At 67.9% G+C, this 17,758-nt stretch carries 18 protein-coding genes; 9 read left to right on the top strand and 9 right to left on the bottom strand.

Annotated features, from left to right (window positions below; translation table 11 throughout):
* Positions 1 to 127 precede the first annotated feature (127 nt).
* The gene (locus tag IU452_RS09210) at positions 128 to 970 is read right to left on the bottom strand and encodes an NAD(P)H-binding protein (protein WP_195108531.1); all 843 of its coding nucleotides are present in this window, start codon (positions 968 to 970) and stop codon (positions 128 to 130) included.
* Between the two features lie 163 nt (positions 971 to 1,133).
* Here IU452_RS09210 and IU452_RS09205 point away from each other — a divergent pair, with 163 nt between their 5' ends.
* The 6 genes from IU452_RS09205 to IU452_RS09180 all read left to right on the top strand — a co-directional run bounded on the left by IU452_RS09205 (position 1,134) and on the right by IU452_RS09180 (position 6,372).
* The gene (locus tag IU452_RS09205; RefSeq protein ID WP_195108530.1) at positions 1,134 to 2,144 is read left to right on the top strand and encodes an adenylate/guanylate cyclase domain-containing protein; all 1,011 of its coding nucleotides are present in this window, start codon (positions 1,134 to 1,136) and stop codon (positions 2,142 to 2,144) included.
* 686 nt (positions 2,145 to 2,830) lie between these two features.
* Positions 2,831 to 3,829 (top strand): ATP-binding cassette domain-containing protein, encoded by a 999-nt coding sequence (locus tag IU452_RS09200; RefSeq protein WP_195108529.1) that lies wholly within the window; start codon positions 2,831 to 2,833, stop codon positions 3,827 to 3,829.
* Positions 3,826 to 4,668: an ABC transporter permease gene (locus IU452_RS09195; protein ID WP_195108528.1), complete on the top strand. Its 843-nt coding sequence runs from the start codon at positions 3,826 to 3,828 to the stop codon at positions 4,666 to 4,668. Before IU452_RS09200 ends, IU452_RS09195 begins: the two co-directional genes overlap by 4 nt.
* A gap of 63 nt (positions 4,669 to 4,731) precedes the next feature.
* Positions 4,732 to 4,929 carry a hypothetical protein gene (locus IU452_RS09190; RefSeq protein WP_195108527.1) on the top strand — a complete coding sequence of 66 codons (198 nt, stop codon included), beginning with the start codon at positions 4,732 to 4,734 and terminating at the stop codon, positions 4,927 to 4,929.
* Positions 4,930 to 4,965: 36 nt separating this feature from the next.
* A complete protein-coding gene (locus tag IU452_RS09185) occupies positions 4,966 to 5,496 on the top strand; it encodes a peptidylprolyl isomerase (RefSeq protein WP_195108526.1) in 531 nt (176 codons plus the stop codon).
* A 9-nt stretch (positions 5,497 to 5,505) separates the two neighbouring features.
* Positions 5,506 to 6,372: a rhomboid family intramembrane serine protease gene (locus tag IU452_RS09180; protein ID WP_195108525.1), complete on the top strand. Its 867-nt coding sequence runs from the start codon at positions 5,506 to 5,508 to the stop codon at positions 6,370 to 6,372.
* Here the strand turns inward: IU452_RS09180 and IU452_RS09175 are convergent, their stop codons facing one another.
* Positions 6,373 to 6,822: a PH domain-containing protein gene (locus tag IU452_RS09175; RefSeq protein ID WP_195108524.1), complete on the bottom strand. Its 450-nt coding sequence runs from the start codon at positions 6,820 to 6,822 to the stop codon at positions 6,373 to 6,375.
* Positions 6,823 to 6,919: 97 nt separating this feature from the next.
* Positions 6,920 to 7,183 (bottom strand): cell division protein CrgA, encoded by a 264-nt coding sequence (gene crgA, locus IU452_RS09170; protein WP_195108975.1) that lies wholly within the window; start codon positions 7,181 to 7,183, stop codon positions 6,920 to 6,922.
* Between the two features lie 193 nt (positions 7,184 to 7,376).
* Here crgA and IU452_RS09165 point away from each other — a divergent pair, with 193 nt between their 5' ends.
* From IU452_RS09165 to IU452_RS09155, 3 genes are read left to right on the top strand one after another with little or no spacing between them, the layout of a single operon-like run.
* Positions 7,377 to 8,039 (top strand): aminodeoxychorismate/anthranilate synthase component II, encoded by a 663-nt coding sequence (locus tag IU452_RS09165; protein WP_195108523.1) that lies wholly within the window; start codon positions 7,377 to 7,379, stop codon positions 8,037 to 8,039.
* 23 nt (positions 8,040 to 8,062) lie between these two features.
* A complete protein-coding gene (locus tag IU452_RS09160) occupies positions 8,063 to 8,797 on the top strand; it encodes a RibD family protein (RefSeq protein ID WP_195108522.1) in 735 nt (244 codons plus the stop codon).
* 53 nt (positions 8,798 to 8,850) lie between these two features.
* A complete protein-coding gene (locus tag IU452_RS09155) occupies positions 8,851 to 9,279 on the top strand; it encodes a dCMP deaminase (RefSeq protein WP_195108521.1) in 429 nt (142 codons plus the stop codon).
* Between the two features lie 21 nt (positions 9,280 to 9,300).
* Here the strand turns inward: IU452_RS09155 and pknB are convergent, their stop codons facing one another.
* The 6 genes from pknB to IU452_RS09125 are packed head-to-tail and all read right to left on the bottom strand — an operon-like array spanning position 9,301 to position 17,604.
* On the bottom strand, positions 9,301 to 11,211 hold the full coding sequence (gene pknB / locus IU452_RS09150) for a Stk1 family PASTA domain-containing Ser/Thr kinase (RefSeq protein WP_195108520.1): 1,911 nt from the start codon (positions 11,209 to 11,211) through the stop codon (positions 9,301 to 9,303).
* Positions 11,208 to 12,707: a protein kinase domain-containing protein gene (locus tag IU452_RS09145; protein ID WP_195108519.1), complete on the bottom strand. Its 1,500-nt coding sequence runs from the start codon at positions 12,705 to 12,707 to the stop codon at positions 11,208 to 11,210. The genes pknB and IU452_RS09145 overlap by 4 nt, the downstream gene beginning before the upstream one ends.
* Before the next feature lie 37 nt (positions 12,708 to 12,744).
* Positions 12,745 to 14,211, bottom strand: a complete 1,467-nt coding sequence (locus IU452_RS09140; protein WP_195108518.1) for a peptidoglycan D,D-transpeptidase FtsI family protein — start codon at positions 14,209 to 14,211, stop codon at positions 12,745 to 12,747.
* The gene (locus IU452_RS09135; protein WP_195108517.1) at positions 14,208 to 15,677 is read right to left on the bottom strand and encodes an FtsW/RodA/SpoVE family cell cycle protein; all 1,470 of its coding nucleotides are present in this window, start codon (positions 15,675 to 15,677) and stop codon (positions 14,208 to 14,210) included. The genes IU452_RS09140 and IU452_RS09135 overlap by 4 nt, the downstream gene beginning before the upstream one ends.
* A complete protein-coding gene (locus IU452_RS09130; RefSeq protein WP_195108516.1) occupies positions 15,677 to 17,140 on the bottom strand; it encodes a PP2C family protein-serine/threonine phosphatase in 1,464 nt (487 codons plus the stop codon). The genes IU452_RS09135 and IU452_RS09130 overlap by 1 nt, the downstream gene beginning before the upstream one ends.
* Positions 17,137 to 17,604: an FHA domain-containing protein FhaB/FipA gene (locus IU452_RS09125; protein ID WP_195108515.1), complete on the bottom strand. Its 468-nt coding sequence runs from the start codon at positions 17,602 to 17,604 to the stop codon at positions 17,137 to 17,139. Before IU452_RS09125 ends, IU452_RS09130 begins: the two co-directional genes overlap by 4 nt.
* Between the last annotated feature and the right edge of the window lie 154 nt (positions 17,605 to 17,758).

The following is a 17,758-nucleotide window of genomic DNA, read 5'->3' as shown; positions in this document are numbered from 1 at the left end:
GTAGGCTACACAACTGCTTTCACGGCAACACATCGGCACCCCTTCATCCGGTTGTTTTCCAAGGTGCCGGGAAGTATTTCGCCGCCACCGCTCGCACTACCGCTTCGGTACCAGGGTTTGCGACGCTCTACTCGGGTACGGGTTCCGCCGCCCAAACTCCGGTCGCCGCGGCTTCACGCACATAGTCGGTGAAATCGCGGGGCCGGCGACCGAGCGCCCGCTGCACCCCGTCGGAAGGTGCGGCGTTGCGGCCGTCGAGGACGGTGCCGAACAGGTAGTCGAGCAGGCCGATCTCGTCACCCGGCACGCCGTAGGAGGTCAGTGCGGCAACGAAATCCGTGCGAGTGATCGGGTGATAGGCGATATCGCGGCCGGTTGCGCGGGCGATGTCGGCGACGGCCTCGCCGAAGGTGAGCGCCCGCGGTCCGGTGAGTTCGTACAACTGCCCGGTGTGCCGGTCGTCGACGAGTGCGGCCGTCGCGACATCGGCGATGTCCTCCACATCGATGAACGGTTCGGGCACCGCACCGGCGGGCAGTGCGACCTCGCCAGCGCGGATGTAGTCGACGAATGCGCCCTCGCTGAAGTTCTGGGCGAACCAGCTGCAGCGCAGGATCGTCCAGGCGAGTCCCGACTCCCGCACGATCCGTTCGCAGTCCGCCGCCTCGGGTTCACCCCGGCCGGACAGCAGAACCAGCCTGCCCACCCCGTGCCGCCGGGCCGCGGCGACGAGAGCGTGGATCGCCTCCGGGGCGCCGGGTGCGGCCAGATCGGGTTGATAGGCGATGTACACCGCGGCGACACCGGTCAGGGCCGGGCTCCAAGTGGTGCGATCGGTCCAATCGAAAGGGATGTGCGCGGAACGGGATCCGACGCGCACCGGCACGGACCGCTCCTCCAGGCGGGCCGCCACGCGGCTGCCGGTCTTACCGGTGCCGCCGAGGACGAGGACTGTGTTGTTCGTGGTCATGTACTCAGTACATCGGCGTGGGCCTGGACGGAACATGGCCCAGACGCGCATTCACATACGCCGGCGTCCAATAGCGAAGGAATGCGCTTACGGACGGTGACACGGTCTGTGACAAATCACCACCCGCCGGTTCGGCCGGAGATCGGCCCGTAAGGTCGACGGCATGGCCTCCCCGGAGATGTCGAAGCTGGTGCAGTCGGTGGTGGAGCCGTATCTGCTGGACGGACCGCGCCGCTACAACCGGGATCAGGTGGCGCAGCGCTCGGGAGTGCCGTCGGAACTGTCGCGGCGGCTGTGGGTTTCGCTCGGCCTGCCCGCCAATCCGGACGATACCGCCGTCGAGTACACCGACGCCGATGTGGCGGCGGTGCGCAACTTCGAAAGTCTCGACGTGCTGGCCTCGGCCGATCTGCGGCGGCAGTCGGCGGCCGCGCGCACCCTCGGGCAGTCGATGGCCCGGCTCGCGGAGTGGCAGGTGGATCTGGTGGCCGAGGAGATCACCGGCCGCATCCGAGCCATCACGGCGGCCGATCCGGATGCCGACGAGGTCGAGGTGGCCCGGGCCGCCACCGAGGAGGTGGTGACGGCACTGCAAGAACTGCAGGCCTACGCGTGGCGCCGGCACCTGGCCGCCGCACTGGCCCGCTCCCTCGACGGCGGCGCCGCGACCGGGGATACGGTGCGGGAGCTGGCGGTGGGTTTCGCCGATATGGTCGGCTACACGAGGCTGACCCGCCACCTCGATCCGGAGGAGCTGTCGGAGCTGCTCGAGACGTTCGAGACCATCACCACCGACGCGATCAGCGCCAACGGCGGCTGGGCCATCAAGAATGTCGGTGACGAGGTCATGTTCGCCGCCGAGAACGCGGTCGACGGCGCCCGCATCGCCCTGGCAATCCAGGAGGCCACGCTGCGTGCCGGTACCACTCCGGAGCTGCGGGTGGGCCTGGCTTACGGCGAGGTGCTGCAGCGTTTCGGTGATCTCTACGGGTCGGTGGTGAATACGGCGGCGCGGCTGACCGGTGTGGCCCGGCCCGGCACGGTGCTGATCGACGACGGCGCCGCGGCGCGCCTGGAGGGCGAACCGGAATTCACGCTGCGGCATCTGCGCAGCGTGCGGGTGCGGGGAATCAGCCGGTTGCGCTCGCATGTGCTGCGCCGCAACGGGCGCTGATCGTCTGCTCTGCGAGGCCCTGGCTGCGTATGGCCGCAGCGAAGGTGGAGGTTGACCGACCCCGGAAATAGGAGCGGGCCTCGGCGAAGGGGGGGAGTTAGCCGAGGCCCGCGTAAGGTCGGCCCGGGGGGGAGGGGCCGACGTGAACGATCCTACGCGACGATCGGCGATTGTGTGTGTATGAGGGACGCCACTTTCCGAAGTTTTTTCCGGCAAGCCTTGCGCGACGCTGTCCCGGTCTATCTACCGAACGGTGCGGACTCGTCGTCCGGCCCATGAAATCCGTTGGAGTACTGTACTTTTCATGGATTCCGTAAGGCCGCGACGGCGGTGATGCGGCCCGTCTCCGGACGCGGCGGCGGTCGCCGGGTGGATGCTGATCGGTCGAGACGCTCCGCGCTCGCCCGAATCTCGGGCGTGTCGGCGGGTGACGTCCGGATGCGGGACGAGTACCGCGCCGCCGAGAGACAGGTAGCGCACTACTCGGGATTCGGGTGGCCGCGGTGGGCAATCATGTAATCGGCCGCATCCCGCCGGCACCCCCGAGCACCGCCGGATCCCCGGGATGCGGCCTCCTGTCGTCCGCGGCGAGTTATTGCGATGAACTTGTCGGTGCCCTCCGCAATACTGTTCTGCAGTATCGGCCCAGGTAGGGCCCCTCACCATTCCGAATGGCAGGAATCCATATGCCCGATGCCATCATCGCTGAGGGACTGGTCAAGAAATACGGTCGGCTGGTCGCCCTCGACGGTCTCGACCTCACGGTGCCCGAGGGCACGGTCACCGCGCTGTTGGGCTCCAACGGGGCCGGCAAGACCACCACGGTCCGGGTGCTGACGACCCTGCTCACCCCCGACGAGGGCCGAGCCGTCGTGGCCGGAATCGATGTCCTGCGCGAACCGCAGCGGCTGCGGGCTCATATCGGCACCTCCGGCCAGTACGCGGCCGTGGACGAATATCTCACCGGTTTCGAGAATCTCGAGATGGTGGGGCGTCTGTACCACCTGGGCGTGCGGCGCAGTAAGAAGCGTGCCCGCGAACTTCTCGACCGGTTCCGGCTCAGCGATGCCGCGGACCGGCCGGTCAAGGGCTACTCCGGCGGCATGCGCCGACGGCTGGACCTGGCCGGTGCGCTGGTCGCCAACCCGCCGGTGCTGTTCCTCGACGAGCCGACCACCGGCCTGGATCCCCGCGCGCGGCTGGATCTGTGGGACGTCATCGAGGAGCTGGTGGCCGGCGGCACCACCCTCCTGCTGACCACGCAGTACATGGAGGAGGCCGACCGGCTGGCCGACGCGATCGCGGTCATCGACCACGGCGCGGTCATCGCCCGCGGCACCGCCGACGAACTCAAGACGATGGTCGGCGGCGACCGCATCGAACTCACCGTCGACCACGTCGACAGCCTCACAGTGGCCCAGCAGGCCCTGGCCGGCCTGGCCGTGGGCGAGATCCATCTGGAGCCGGGACTGCGGCGGATCACGATTCCGGTGGACGACGGCTCGCAGGCGCTGGTGGCCGCCATCGAGCAATTGAACAATCACCGCGTCCGGATCCACGACGTCGGCCTGCGGCGCCCCTCGCTGGACGCCGTCTTCCTCACCCTCACCGGACATGAGGCCGAGGAGCTGACCGCGGACGCCGCAGCCGAACTGGAACGAGCGACGGAGGGACGGGCCCGATGAGTACCGCGACGCTGGTGAACGACCGCCCGTCGGTGCTCGAGCGGATCGCCATAACCGCGGCCGACAGCCTGACCGTCACCAAACGCAATGTCATCAAGATCAAGCGGGTGCCCGACGTCCTGATCTTCTCGACGCTGTCGCCGATCATGTTCGTGCTGCTGTTCGCCTACATCTTCGGCTCGGCGATCAAACTGGAGGGCACGTCCTACCGGGAGTTCCTGATCGCCGGAATCTTCGCGCAGACCGCGGTTTTCGGCGCCACCTTCACCGGGTCGAGCCTGGCCGAGGATATGCAGAAGGGCATCATCGACCGCTTCCGTTCGCTTCCGATGGCGCCGTCGGCGGTGCTGGTCGGTCGCACCGTCGCCGATGTGGTGATCAATGTCGTCAGCCTGGTCGTCATGTCGCTGACCGGCTTGATCGTCGGCTGGCGGATCCGGGGCTCGCTGCTGGACGCGGTACTGGGCTACGTGCTGCTGTTGCTGTTCGCCTATGCGATCTCGTGGATGATGGCCGTCGTCGGGCTTCTGGTACGGGCGCCCGAGGTGTTCAACAACGCCAGCTTCATGGTGATCTTCCCGCTCACTTTCATCGCCAACACCTTCGTGCCCAGCCAGTCACTGCCCACCCCGCTGCGGATCTTCGCCGAGTGGAATCCGGTGTCGGCGGTGACGCAGGCGATTCGCGATCTGTTCGGCAATGTCAGCCCGCACATGCCGCCCCCGGACGTGTGGTCGATGCGGCATCCGGTGGCCACGACGCTGATCTGGGTGGTGGTGATCCTGATCGTGTTCGTTCCGCTGTCGCTGCGTCAGTTCAAACGGACGGTGAACCGGTAAGGCGATGGATGCCGGGGACCTGGGCTTACTGCACGAATCGCGGGGCTGTGTCACAGTGGTCGCATGCTGTTGGGGAGTTCTCGCGAATCCGGCCGGCTGCGCAACCGGCTCATCGTCGCCGTCCTCGTCGCCCTCGCCGGCGGTGCCGCCTGGCTGGTGACCAACCGCCGCCCGCAGCTGCCGCAACCGGCGGCCGAACCGCCCCGGCTCGGCTACTCCACCAACGGTTCCGCGCCGCAGGGCGCGGTCCAGGTGCCGTAGCGGGGGCGGCAAGGGAGCGCATGGCACGATGTTGCGGTGACCTCACCGAATCAGACGGCCGTGGCAACCTTGCACACCACCCACGGCGACATCGAGATCTCGCTCTTCGGTAACCACGCCCCGAAAACGGTGCGGAACTTCATCGGTCTCGCCGACGGTTCGGCCCCGTACACCACGCAGAATGCCGCCGGTGGCAGCTCCGGCCCGTTCTACGACGGGGTCACCTTCCACCGCGTGATCGATGGCTTCATGATTCAGACCGGTGATCCGACCGGCACCGGACGCGGCGGTCCCGGTTACGAATTCGGCGACGAGTTCCATCCGGAGCTGCGCTTCGATCGGCCCTATCTGCTCGGCATGGCCAACGCCGGTCCGGGCACCAACGGCTCGCAGTTCTTCATCACCGTCGGCCCGCAGCCGCATCTGAACCGGCGCCACACCATCTTCGGCGAAGTGGTGGACCCGGATTCGCGCAAGGTGGTCGACGCGATCGCCGCCACGCCGACCGACCGCAACGATCGACCGAAGGATCCGGTCGTCATCTCCAGCATCACCATCAGTTCGTAACGGAGCATCGTGAACCCGCAGCCCGCACCGACCTGCTTCCGCCATCCCGACCGAGTCACCGGCTTGGCATGCACGAGGTGCGGGCGCGCGGCCTGCCCCGAATGCTTACGCCCGGCCGCGGTAGGCCAGCATTGCGTGGATTGCCTGCGGCAGGGCAGTGCCGACGTGCGCCCGGTGCAGACGGTGGCCGGCGCGCAGGTCGCGACCCGGCCGACGCCGTATGTCACCTATGCGCTCATCGCGATCAACGTCGCGGTCTTCGCGTTCACCGCGGCGCAGGCGCGCAGTGTGGCCGACAACCAGCTGTCGAGGCTGTTCTTCGACTGGATGCTGGTACCTCCCCTGGTCGCGCACGGCGAATGGGGGCGGGTGATCGGGGCCGGATTCCTGCATTACGGTCCGCTGCACCTGGCGGTCAACATGTTCGCGCTGTACATCCTGGGCCGCGACACCGAAATGGTGCTCGGGCGCGGGCGGTATATCGCGGTGTATCTGGCCTCGTTGCTGGGCGGTTCGGCCGCGGTGATGTGGCTGGCCCAGGATTCGGCGACCGCGGGTGCCTCGGGGGCGATCTACGGACTGTTCGGCGCCATGACGGTGATCCTGCTGCGACTGCGGCAGAGCCCGACCCAGATGCTGGTGCTGATCGCCATCAACCTGCTGATCAGCGTGGCGCTGCCGGGTATCTCGCTGTGGGGCCACCTCGGCGGTCTCGCCGCCGGAACCCTGGCCGCCGGGGGCATCCTGTTCCTGCCGCAATGGATGCGGGTGACCACGCGGGAATCGGCGAGCAGGGTCGGCTGGGTGGCGGTGACGGGTGTCGTCCTGTTGACGGTGTTGCTCATCGCCGCCGCGGCGGTCACCCTCGCGTCCTGATCAGTTCCGTGCCAGGCCCTGTTCCACGAGGGCGTCGAGAACGTCCTGGGGATGGGAGCCCAGATCCCAGCGGCCGAAGATCAGCAGTCGATCGTTGCCGTCGTGGTCGACATCGAGTTCCAGATTCGGCACCTTGCGGCCCAGCCGCCGGAAGTTCACCACCCGGGCCCGCAGAATCTTCTCCGGCGGGTACTCCGCGGGCCCGAACAGGCCGCGCACGATCAGCCGCGGTGGATTGCCGGGCACGACGGTGATTCTCGGCCGCTGCCGCCAGCCCAGGCCTGCGAGCCCGAACAGCAGCGCGGCCGCCAGCCCGATCAACAGCCGGCTGGGCCCGTCGTTCGCGAGCGCGGCGGCCACGGCCAGCGCCACACCACCGGCGGCCGCGGCGGCGAGGGCGGCCGGGGGCGTGGACCATTCGAGCCGGGACTCGGATTCGGCTGCCGTCACGGTCCCCAATCACTCCTCGAGTTGTCCACAGGGTCATCCACAGGTGTGAATGAATGACATGGGTGTAATACCCCGCAGTCGGGCGTGTTCACCCAGGTCAGCGCCACCGCATCGTCATGATGAGACCGATGACCATCAGGCCGAATCCGATGAGGAAGTTCCAGGCGTTGAGGTCGGCCATCCAGCTGATCTTGTCGTTGGCGAGGTAGTAGACCAGCAGCCACACCAGCCCGGCCAGCATGAAGCCGAGCATGATGGCGACATACCAGACCGGTGAGGGGCCGCCCTTCACCTTCACCGGTGTGCGGCTGGTCGGGTTGATCGTGTAATCGGTCTTCTTGCGGACCTTCGACTTGGGCATGACGTCCTCGTAATCGGCGTACAGGTCGTACCGGCGGGGGCGTGGCAGGTCGAGGCCCTGGGCCACACTCGCGCCTGCCGGTCTGTGTAAAGGCTATCCCAGCTGCGTAGACGTGTGGGGCCCGGACCGTTGTCGGGTCGACCGTGGGATATTCCCCGCGACGGCGTGCCGGGTCGCCACGTAGGCTCGGACCATGCGTGTTCTGGTCGTCGACAATTACGACAGCTTCGTGTTCAACCTGGTCCAGTACCTGGGCCAGCTGGGCGCCGAGGCCACTGTCTGGCGCAACGACGACCCGAATCTCACCGCGCCGGGCCGCGACAAAGATGCCGCTATGGACTCCGTCTTGTCCGAATTCGACGGCCTGTTGATCAGTCCGGGACCCGGGACGCCGGATCGGGCGGGAGCCAGTATCGATCTGGTGCATGCCTGCGTTCGGCAGCGCACCCCGCTGCTGGGCGTGTGCCTGGGTCATCAGGCGATCGGTGAGGCATTCGGCGCCACCGTGACCCGCGCGCCGGAACTGTTGCACGGCAAGACCAGCTCGGTCTTCCACAGCGACGCCGGTGTGCTCGCGGGCCTGCCGGATCCGTTCACCGCGACCCGCTATCACTCGCTCACGGTGTTGGAGGAGACCCTGCCCGCGGAGATCGAGGTCATCGGTCGTACCGAGAGCGGCATCGTCATGGCGATGCGGCACCGCGACCTGCCCATTCACGGTGTGCAGTTCCATCCCGAGTCGGTGCTCACCCAGGGTGGGCACCGGATGCTGGCCAACTGGCTGGAGGTATGCGGTGAGCGCCCGGCCGAGGGCCTGGTCCAGCGGTTGGAGGCGGAGGTTGCCGCGCTGGTGTGAAGTCGTCGTGATGTGATCGACGCATGAACCAGCGTGGCGCGAGCCGACCGTATGTGCTGCTGTCGGTGGCGGTCAGCATCGACGGCTACCTCGACGACGCCACTCCCGAGCGGCTGCTGCTGTCCAATCCGGAGGATTTCGACCGGGTCGATGCGGTGCGCGCCGACTCCGACGCCGTTCTGATCGGGGCGGAAACACTGCGGCGCGACAATCCGCGGCTGCTGGTCTACAGCGCCGAACGACGGGCGGCGCGGGTGGCCGCGGGGAAGCCGGAGTATCCGCTCAAGATCACCATCACCGCGACCGGCAACCTCGATCCCGGGCTGCGGTTCTGGCATCACGGCGGAGCGAAACTCGTCTACACCACCGATCTCGGGGCCGAGCGTCTCCGACCGCGGCTGGCGGGTCTGGCCGAGGTGGTTCCGCTCGGCACCGCACTGGATTTCGGCGCGCTGCTCGACGATCTCGGCGGTCGCGGGGTGGGCCGGTTGATGGTGGAGGGCGGTGGCCTGATCCATACCGAATTCCTGTCGGGGGGCCTGGCCGACGAACTGCTCATGGCCGTGGCTCCGGTCCTGGTCGGCGACCCGGCCGCGCCGCGTTTTCTGCATCCTGCCGCCTTCCCGGGCGGATCCCGGCGCAGAATGGCATTGGACGACGTCACCCGCATCGGAGATATCGCGCTGCTGCGCTACCTGATCGAACGGTCCGATGCGTCGGCCGACGGGAGGCGGCAAGGAATGGAAACCCCACAGTGAGCGCACGTTTCACCGACCTCGGGACACAACCCCCCGGGTCCCACCGATTCTGGATGCACCACGCCATCGGCCTGGCCCGCCTGTGCCCGCGCAGCCCCACCGCCTACTCGGTGGGCGCGGTCATCGTCGGCGCCGACAATATCGAACTGGCCCATGGCTTTTCCCGCGAAACCGACGAGAAGGTGCATGCGGAGGAGTCGGCGCTGAACAAACTCGGCACCGACCCCCGCCTGGCCCACGCCACCCTCTACAGCACCCTCGAGCCCTGCTCCCACCGCGCCTCCCAGGACCGCCGCCCCTGCACGGATCGCATTCTCGCGGCGGGCATTCCGCGCGTGGTCATCGCCTGGCGGGAACCGGCCCTGTTCGTCGAAAACTGCGTGGGCGTAGAGAAACTCCGCGAACACGGCATCGAGGTGATCGAACTCGCCGACATGGCCGAGGAGGCCATGTCGATGAACCGGCATCTCGAGTTGTCCTGAGGCGGCGATCGCCGCCCTGGATCACGGCGGGCCGAGGGGGAGGACGCCCACCCAGATGTTGATGGTGGCGTTCTTGGGGACCTGCATGCCGGGAGACGGTTGCTGGTTCAGGACCCTGCCGACATTGTTGGCGTCCAAGGTGACCTGGTTGCTCTGGTTGATCTGGGCCATGCTGCCCGTCCACCCCTGGTTGCGCAGTTGATCCACCGCCTCGGTGGCGGTCTTGCCACGCAGGTCGGGCATGGGGAACTTGTCGCTGGTGGCTACCTGGACGGTGATGGTCGAGCCTCTGTCGGCCTCCGTACCGCCGGGCGGATCGGTGGCGAGAACTTCGCCACTGGGGCGGGACGAGGGCACGTTCTGGATGTCGACCTTGAATCCGGAGGATTTCTCCAGATTCGGCTTGGCGACGTCGATCTGCTGGCCGACGACGAAGGGGACCGAGACCTGCTCCGGACCCTTGCCGAGGGTGATGGTGATCTGGCTGCCCGCGTCCACCTTCACGCCCGGATCCGGGTTCGTGCGGATCACCTTGTCCTTGTCCTCGACGCTGGACCAGTCCCGCTCGATCTTCGGATTCAGCTGCAGCCCTTCGGCCTTCAACTTCTGCTCGGCCTGCTGCTGGGTGAGCTGGGCCAGGATCGGGACGGGTACCGGCATGGGGCCCATGGAGACCTGCATCGTCACCGTGCTGCCCTTCGGCGCGCGGGAGCCACCCAGCGGCTGGGTGGAGATGACATTGCCGTTGGCCACCTTGGGGTCGGACTTCTGCTGAATGGCGACGGTGAAACCGGCCTTCTGCAGTTCGTCCTGGGCTTGGGCGGCCGGCTTGTTCGCCAGTTCCGGAATGCTCACCTGGTCCGGGCTGCTGCCGGGGCCGACCAGAAACCAGAACAGCGCGACCACGACCGCGGCCACGGCCGCGCCCGAAATGGCCAGCAGGGCCGTGCGGCGCTGGCCGCCCGGTTCCGGCGGATCGTGGTCGACGTCGTCGTCGCGCTCGATGGTTCGGTAGCTGCGCGGGCCCGCGTCCATGCTGCCGAGGATGGTGGTGCGGTCCTCGTCGGTCATCACCATCGGGGCCGTCGGCTTCTGGCCGCCGAGGACGCGGATCAGATCGGCGCGCATCTCCCCGGCGGTCTGGTAGCGGTTGGCCGGGTTCTTGCTCATCGCCTTGAGGACGACCGAATCCAGTTCGCGCGGGACGCCCGGGTGGACGTGGGAGGGCAGCCGGGGGTCCTCGCGGACGTGCTGGTAGGCCACCGCGACCGGGGAGTCACCGGTGAAAGGGGGTTCGCCGGTGAGGATTTCGTAGAGGACGCAGCCGACGGAATAGACGTCGGAGCGGGCGTCGACCTGTTCACCGCGGGCCTGTTCGGGGGACAGGTACTGGGCGGTGCCGATCACCGCGGCGGTCTGCGTCATCGGATTGGAGCTGTCGGCGATGGCGCGGGCGATGCCGAAATCCATGACCTTCACCGCGCCCTGGCGGTTGATCATGATGTTGGCGGGCTTCATATCCCGGTGGACGATGCCGTTCTTGTGGCTGAAGTCCAGCGCGGCACAGACGTCGGCGATGATCTCCATCGCGCGCCGCGGCGGCAGCGGGCCCTTGCCGCGCACGATATCGCGCAGGGTCTCGCCGTCGACGTACTCCATCACGATGTAGGGCAGCGGGCCCCCGTCGACCTCCGCCTCGCCCGTGTCGTACACCGCGACGATTGCCGGATGATTCAGCGCGGCCGCATTCTGCGCCTCGCGCTTGAACCGCAAATAGAACGTGGGGTCGCGGGCCAAGTCCGCGCGCAGCACCTTGATCGCCACATCCCGCCCCAGCCGCAGGTCACGAGCCTTGTGCACCTCGGACATACCACCGAATCCGATGATCTCGCCAAGCTCGTAGCGAGAAGACAGATTCTTCGGGGTCGTCATGGCAGTCCTTGCGGGGAGGTGGCTGTAGTACTGCTGTCGTTGACCGTACCGCCGGCCCCGGGGATACGGGGAAGGGTCGGAATGGGATACCGACCGGTAGTCGTTGTCCGGGTGCGAGTCGGTGCGGTCGTCGTCGTCTCCGGCGCGGTGGTAGTCGTCGTCGACGACGTCGGCGGTGGCGTGGTGGTCGTCGTCTCCGGCGGCGGTGTGGTGGTCGTGATCGGCGGCGGGATCGGCCTGGTGGTGGTCGGCGGTTCCGTCGTGGTGGTCGGTGGGGCTGTCGTGGTCGTCGTGACCACCGCGGTCGACGACTGCACCGGGTTGGGCGTCGTCGACTCGGGCGGCTTACCGCTCAACAACACCCACGCGGCCAGGCCACCCAGGACGAGCGCACCCACACCCAGCCCGGCCAGCGCCTTCTGCATATTGCCGAATCGCGATTCGTTCTCGCGCGGCGGCGGCGTATGCGGTCCACCCAACATCGCGGTCGATCCGGCCGACTGAGTCTGCGGTCCACCGTGGTTGGGGGTGGCGTAGCGCATCGTGGCGTTCTCGTACTCGCCGCGCGGCAGCACGGCCGTGGGCCCGGCGGCGGGCGGCAGCACCCTGGCGGCACCGGTCGTTGTCGCGCCCGGTCCGGCGACCCCGCGCGGCGGCGGTGGGCGGCGCCCGGACCGCACCGCGGCCACGGCATCGGCGAATTCACCGCCGCTGCGGTAGCGGCGGTTCGGGTCCTTGGTCATCGTGATGTCGATGAGTTCGCGCACATTCGGCGGCAGATCGGCCGGCATGGGCGGCGGTGCCTCGCGCACATGTTTCATCGCCACGGTCAGCGCGCCGTCGCCGCTGAACGGCCGATGCCCGGCCAGCGCCTCATAGCCGACCACGCCGAGGGAGTACACGTCACTGGCCGAGGTGGCGTCCTCGCCGGTGGCCTGCTCGGGCGCGATGTACTGGGCGGTGCCCATCACCATGCCGGTCTTGGTCACCGGCGACGCATCGACCGCCTTGGCGATGCCGAAGTCGGTGATCTTCACCTGACCGGTCGGCGTCACCAGGATGTTGCCGGGTTTGACGTCGCGGTGCACCACACCGGCCGCATGCGCCACCTCCAGCGCCCGGCCGGTCTGCTCCAGCATGTCCAGACCCTGCGCCACCGACAGGCGCCCGAGCCGGTTGAGTACGGCGTTGAGCGGCTCGCCCTGGACCAGTTCCATGACCAGGTAGGCGGTTTCACCGCCCTGCGGGTCCATGGTCTCGCCGTAGTCGTAGATCCCCGCGATACCGGGATGGTTGAGCTGCGCGGTGGTCTTGGCCTCGGTCCGGAATCTGTGCCGGAACGTCGGATCGGCCGAGAACTCGGCCTTGAGCACCTTCACCGCGACCCGGCGGTCCAGCCGGGTGTCGAGCGCCTCCCACACCTGGCCCATGCCGCCGGTGGCGATCAGTCGTTGCAGTCGGTACCGGTCCGCGATCAACGCACCGTTGTTCAGCATTGCAGCCCCCGTAGGGTTTCCAGCGAGTTCATGTCGTTCAGCCCCCCTGCATCCCGGCGTCGAGCACCGCCCGGGCGATGGGCGCGGCCACCGACGCTCCCGTGGCCGCGGTGCCACGGTCGCCGCCGTTCTCCACGATGACCGCGATCGCGATCTTCGGGTTCTGCGCCGGCGCGAAGGCGATGTACCAGCCGTGCGGCGGGGTGTTGCGCGGATCGCTGCCGTGCTCGGCGGTGCCGGTCTTGGATGCGATCTGGTAAGGGCGTGGGGCGGTTCCTCCGGTGGTGTGCTTCTCCGATTCGATCATCATGTTGGTGATCTGCTGGGCCACCGGCTGGCTGACCGCCTGTCCCACCGAAACCGGTTTCGTGCGCGACAGTTCGCTCAGATCGGGACCCTGCAGCTGGTCCACCAGATGCGGTTCCATCCGCACGCCGCCGTTGGCGATGGTGGCCGCGATGACCGCATCGTCGAGCGGGGTCAACGCGACGTCGCGCTGACCGATGCTGCTCTGTGCCAGTGCCGCCGTGTCGGGAATGGTCCCGACGGTGCTGTCGGCCACGGGAATCGGAATACCCGAATGGGCTCCGATTCCGAACTGGGCGGCCTGATCCTTCAGCTTGGCGGCACCCACCTTCATACCGATCTCGGCGAAAGCTGTGTTACACGAGAGCCGGAAGGCCTCGGTCATCGTCGCCGTCGCACCGCCGCCGCACGGGGTGCCGTTGTAGTTCTCCAGCGTGGTGGAGGTGCCCGGCAGGGTGATGTTGGGCGCCGCGGTGAACTGATCGTCCGGCTTGATGCCCTGCGACAGCGCGGCCGCGGCCACCACCACCTTGAACGTCGAACCGGGCGGATAGGTCTGCGACACCGCGCGATTGAGCATCGGCTTGCTCGGATCGGCGTTGAGCTGCTCCCAGGCCTGGGTGCCCTTGGCGCCGTCGTGGCCGGACAGCCGGTTGGGGTCGTAGCTCGGCGTGGACACCATGGTCAGGATGCGGCCGGTGCTCGGCTCGATGGCGACGACCGAACCGGTGTAGCCCTTACTGGTCAACTGGTCGTAGGCCACCTTCTGCATCGCCGGATTGATCGTGGTGACCACATTGCCGCCGCGCGGGTCGCGGCCGGAGATCATGTCGATCAACCGTCGCCCGAACAGCTGGCTGTCCGAGCCGTTGAGCACCGAATCCTCGGCCTTCTCCAGGCCGGTGGTTCGGTACTGCATGGAGTAGAAGCCGGTCACCGGCGCGTAGGCCGCCGGATCGGTCGGATAGGTCCGCAGATACTTGTAGCGGTCGTCGGTGGCGACCGAACTGGCCAGCACCGTGCCGCCCGCGGAGATCTGTCCCCGCTGGCGGGAGTATTCGTCCAGCAGCACACGCGAATTGCGTGGATCGTTGCGCAGGTCGTCGGCCTTGATGACCTGTACGTAGGTGGCGTTGAGCAACAGCGCGACGATCATGAGCATCACGGCCATGGCGACGCGGCGCAGTGGTGTGTTCATGCCATCTCCCCCTTCGCCGGGCGGATCATTTCCGTCGGTGCGTCCGCGATGGGTGCCTGCTCCTTCTTGCGTGATGGGGCCGGTGCCCGGGCGGCATCGGAAACTTTGACCAGCACCGCCAGCAGGGCGTAGTTGGCCAGCAGTGACGAGCCGCCGTAGGACACGAACGGGGTGGTGAGGCCGGTCAGCGGGATCAGCTTGGTGACGCCGCCGACGACCACGAACACCTGGATCGCGATGGTGAACGACAGCCCGGCGGCCAGCAGCTTGCCGAAGCTGTCGCGGACGGCGAGGGCGGTGCGCAGGCCGCGCAGCACCAGAATCGTGAACAGCATCAGCACCGCGGTGAGCCCGATCAGCCCGAGTTCCTCGCCGATGGACGCGATGACGAAGTCGGTCTTGGCGAACGGCACCTGCGAGGGCCGCCCGCTACCGAGCCCGGTGCCCGCCAGCCCACCGGTCGCCAAGCCGAACAGCGACTGCGCGATCTGATAGCCGGTGTTGTTGTAGTCGGCGAACGGATGTAACCAGGTCGACACCCGCACCCGCACATGGCCGAAGGCGTTGTAGGCGAAGACGAATCCGATCGCCAGCAGCACACCGCCGACGACCAGCCAGCCCACCCGTTCGGTGGCGATGTAGAGCATCGCCAGCACGGTCGCGAAGATCAGCAGCGAGGTGCCGAGATCCTTCTCGAACACCAGCACGCCGATGCAGACGATCCAGGCCACGATGATCGGGCCGAGGTCGCGAGCGCGCGGCAGCTCCAGTCCGAAGATGTGTTTGCCGGCCGCGGTGAACAGATCCCGCTTGGCCACCAGCACCGAGGCGAAGAACACGATGAGCAGGATTTTCGCGAATTCACCGGGCTGCACGCTGAATCCGGGCAGGCGGATCCAGATCTTCGCGCCGTTGGTCTCCGAATACCTGCTGGGCAGGACGGCCGGCACCACGAGCGCCACCAGTCCGAGCAGCCCCAGCGTGTAGCCGTAGCGCGCCAGGGTGCGGTAGTCGCGCAGGAACACCAGCACCCCGACGAACAGCGTGATACCCAGTGCGGTCCACAGGACCTGGTCGTTGGCGTCGGGAGCGGGAATCGGCCAGGAGTTGTAGACGGCGGTCTGTTCGGCCGCCAGGTCCAGACGATGGATCAGCACCAGGCCCAGCCCGTTGAGCACCGCGACGATCGGTAACAGCAGCGGGTCGGCGAACGGCGCGAACCGCCGGATCGCCAGGTGCGCGACGGCCAGCAGCGCCAGATAGGTCACGCCCAATTCGGCGAGTCTCCAGGAGATCTGCTGATCCTGGCTGGCCTCCACCAGCACCAGTGCGGCCATGGTGATGATGACCGCGAACGCCAACAGCACCACCTCGACATTGCGCCGGGTCGAGGGTGGCGGCGCGGGCGCGAACCCGCCCGGTGGACTGGGAAAGGCCCCAGCGGACGGCGGTGCCGGTGCGGACATCAGTCCGCCTTCCTGCAGTTCTCCCCCGGAGTCTGCGGCGCCGGCGAGGTGGTTGCCGGCGGGGCCGGCTGCTGGGTCTGGGCGGGGTTGTTGGTGGCGCCCGGATCGGCCGGTGCCGGTGCGGACGTCGGCGCGGCACCGGTCGTCGGCGTCTCGTTCGGTGCGGAGGCGGGCGGCGCGGCCGGCGGCGTCACGGGCTTCGCGCAGGCGGGCAGCAGTTCCCTGGAGGCCAGCTTCTCCAGCTGTCCCTTGGCGTCGTCGAAGGTGCCCGGCGGCAGGCCGTTGCTCACCTTGTCCCGGCCGGCCGGGGTGAGATCGGCGACCTGCAGTTGCTTACAGCCGCTGGGGAATCCGGCGCCCGGCCGCATGAGGCCGAGGCGGCCGTCGCGGTCCACGCACGCCAACTGGTCCACATCGCGGATCGAATAGCCGAGCACCGAGCCGGGCAGGCCGCGCATGACCACCACGTTGCCGTTGTCGGCGCCGACGTAGTAGTTGCTGCGAATCATCTTGTAGCCGACCAGGAGTCCGACCACCACGGCCGCGACCAGCGACAGCGACAGCACGATCCAGCGTAGTTTGTGGCCCTTGCGGGGCTCGGGCGGTTCCGGCGTGACCGCGGCGCGGCGCGGCGCCGCACGCGGCGGACGCATGGCCGCGGCCCGCCCGGCGGCGGTGTTGGGCGGCGGGTTGTCCTCGTCCTCGCCGGAGGCGGCCCCGGCCACGATCGGGTGGCTCTGGCCGTAGTCCAGATCGATGACGTCGGCGACGACGACGGTCACATTGTCCGGGCCGCCGCTGCGCAGGGCGAGTTCGATCAGCCGATCGGCGGCCTCGTCGGTGCTGCCCTCGCGCAACGTATTCGCGATGGTCTCGTCGCTGACCACATCCGACAGGCCGTCCGAGCACAGCAGGTAGCGGTCGCCGGCCTTCGCCTCCCGCATGGTGAGGGTGGGCTCGATCTCGTTGCCGGTCAGCGCCCGCATGATGAGCGAGCGCTGCGGATGGGTGTGCGCCTGCTCGGGCGTGATGCGGCCCTCGTCGACCAGCGATTGCACGAAGGTGTCGTCGCGGGTGATCTGGGTGAGTTCGGCGTTTCTGAGCAGATATGCGCGCGAGTCGCCGATATGGGCGAGGCCGAGTTTCTTACCGGCGAACAGGATCGCGGTGAGCGTGGTGCCCATCCCGTCCAGTTCGGGCTCCTCCTCGACCTGATCGGCGATGGCGGCATTGCCCTCGCGCACCGCGCGATCCAGCTTGCCGAGCAGGTCGTCGCCGGGCTCGTCGTCGTCGAGATGCGCGAGCGCGGCGATCATCAGCTGCGACGCCACCTCGCCGGCGGCATGGCCACCCATGCCGTCGGCGAGTGCGAGCAGGCGTGCGCCGGCGTAGACGGAGTCCTCGTTGTTCGCCCGGACGAGACCGCGGTCGCTGCGCGCTGCGTAGCGGAGAACAAGTGTCACGATCGCAGCTCGATCACTGTCTTGCCGACACGGACTGGGGTGCCGAGTGGAACTCGGACCGGAGTGGTGACCTTCGCTCGATCGAGGTAGGTCCCGTTGGTGGAGCCTAGATCCTCGACATACCAATCGTCGCCGCGCGGGGACAGCCGCGCATGCCTGGTCGAGGCGTAGTCATCGGTGAGTACCAGCGTGGAATCGTCCGCACGCCCGATGAGCACCGGCTGGGTACCGAGCGTGATGCGAGTGCCGGCGAGTGAACCCTGAGTCACCACTAGATATTTGGCGCCCTTCTGGCCACGGCTGAAGGATGGCAGCACCGCGGAACCGCGCGCGGCCCGGGGCTGTATCCGGATGCCGGATGCCGCGTAGATGTCGCTGCGCAGGGTGCGGAGCACCGCCCACACGAACAGCCACAACAGCAGCAGGAACCCCGCACGGGTCAATTGCAGGATCAGTCCCTGCACGGCGCTCCACCTCCTGTTCGACCGGTGCCGTAGGTACGGTTCGACCCCCAACCGGCGTGCTGGTCAGCACGGCCCGGCTGCCGAGCGAGTGTTGGCAGCATCATAGGACCGACGACCGGTTGCGAGCACGATACGGCCTGTGAATTCGGGCCGC

It is taken from the genome of Nocardia transvalensis (genome assembly GCF_015477765.1).
Classification (GTDB): domain Bacteria; phylum Actinomycetota; class Actinomycetes; order Mycobacteriales; family Mycobacteriaceae; genus Nocardia; species Nocardia transvalensis_A.
Note: the sequence above shows the minus strand (reverse complement) of the source record. Positions and strands in the feature narration are given on the sequence as shown.

Bases quoted from the DNA above. Each gene is read 5' to 3' on its own strand.
- IU452_RS09190 (WP_195108527.1), top strand. From the start codon at position 4,732: ATGCTGTTGGGGAGTTCTCGCGAATCCGGCCGGCTGCGCAACCGGCTC.
- crgA (WP_195108975.1), bottom strand. From the start codon at position 7,183: ATGCCCAAGTCGAAGGTCCGCAAGAAGACCGATTACACGATCAACCCG.
- pknB (WP_195108520.1), bottom strand. From the start codon at position 11,211: ATGACGACCCCGAAGAATCTGTCTTCTCGCTACGAGCTTGGCGAGATC.
- IU452_RS09165 (WP_195108523.1), top strand. From the start codon at position 7,377: ATGCGTGTTCTGGTCGTCGACAATTACGACAGCTTCGTGTTCAACCTG.
- IU452_RS09200 (WP_195108529.1), top strand. From the start codon at position 2,831: ATGCCCGATGCCATCATCGCTGAGGGACTGGTCAAGAAATACGGTCGG.
- IU452_RS09145 (WP_195108519.1), bottom strand. From the start codon at position 12,707: ATGCTGAACAACGGTGCGTTGATCGCGGACCGGTACCGACTGCAACGA.
- IU452_RS09195 (WP_195108528.1), top strand. From the start codon at position 3,826: ATGAGTACCGCGACGCTGGTGAACGACCGCCCGTCGGTGCTCGAGCGG.
- IU452_RS09210 (WP_195108531.1), bottom strand. From the start codon at position 970: ATGACCACGAACAACACAGTCCTCGTCCTCGGCGGCACCGGTAAGACC.
- IU452_RS09155 (WP_195108521.1), top strand. From the start codon at position 8,851: ATGCACCACGCCATCGGCCTGGCCCGCCTGTGCCCGCGCAGCCCCACC.
- IU452_RS09140 (WP_195108518.1), bottom strand. From the start codon at position 14,211: ATGAACACACCACTGCGCCGCGTCGCCATGGCCGTGATGCTCATGATC.
- IU452_RS09135 (WP_195108517.1), bottom strand. From the start codon at position 15,677: ATGTCCGCACCGGCACCGCCGTCCGCTGGGGCCTTTCCCAGTCCACCG.
- IU452_RS09205 (WP_195108530.1), top strand. From the start codon at position 1,134: ATGGCCTCCCCGGAGATGTCGAAGCTGGTGCAGTCGGTGGTGGAGCCG.
- IU452_RS09160 (WP_195108522.1), top strand. From the start codon at position 8,063: ATGAACCAGCGTGGCGCGAGCCGACCGTATGTGCTGCTGTCGGTGGCG.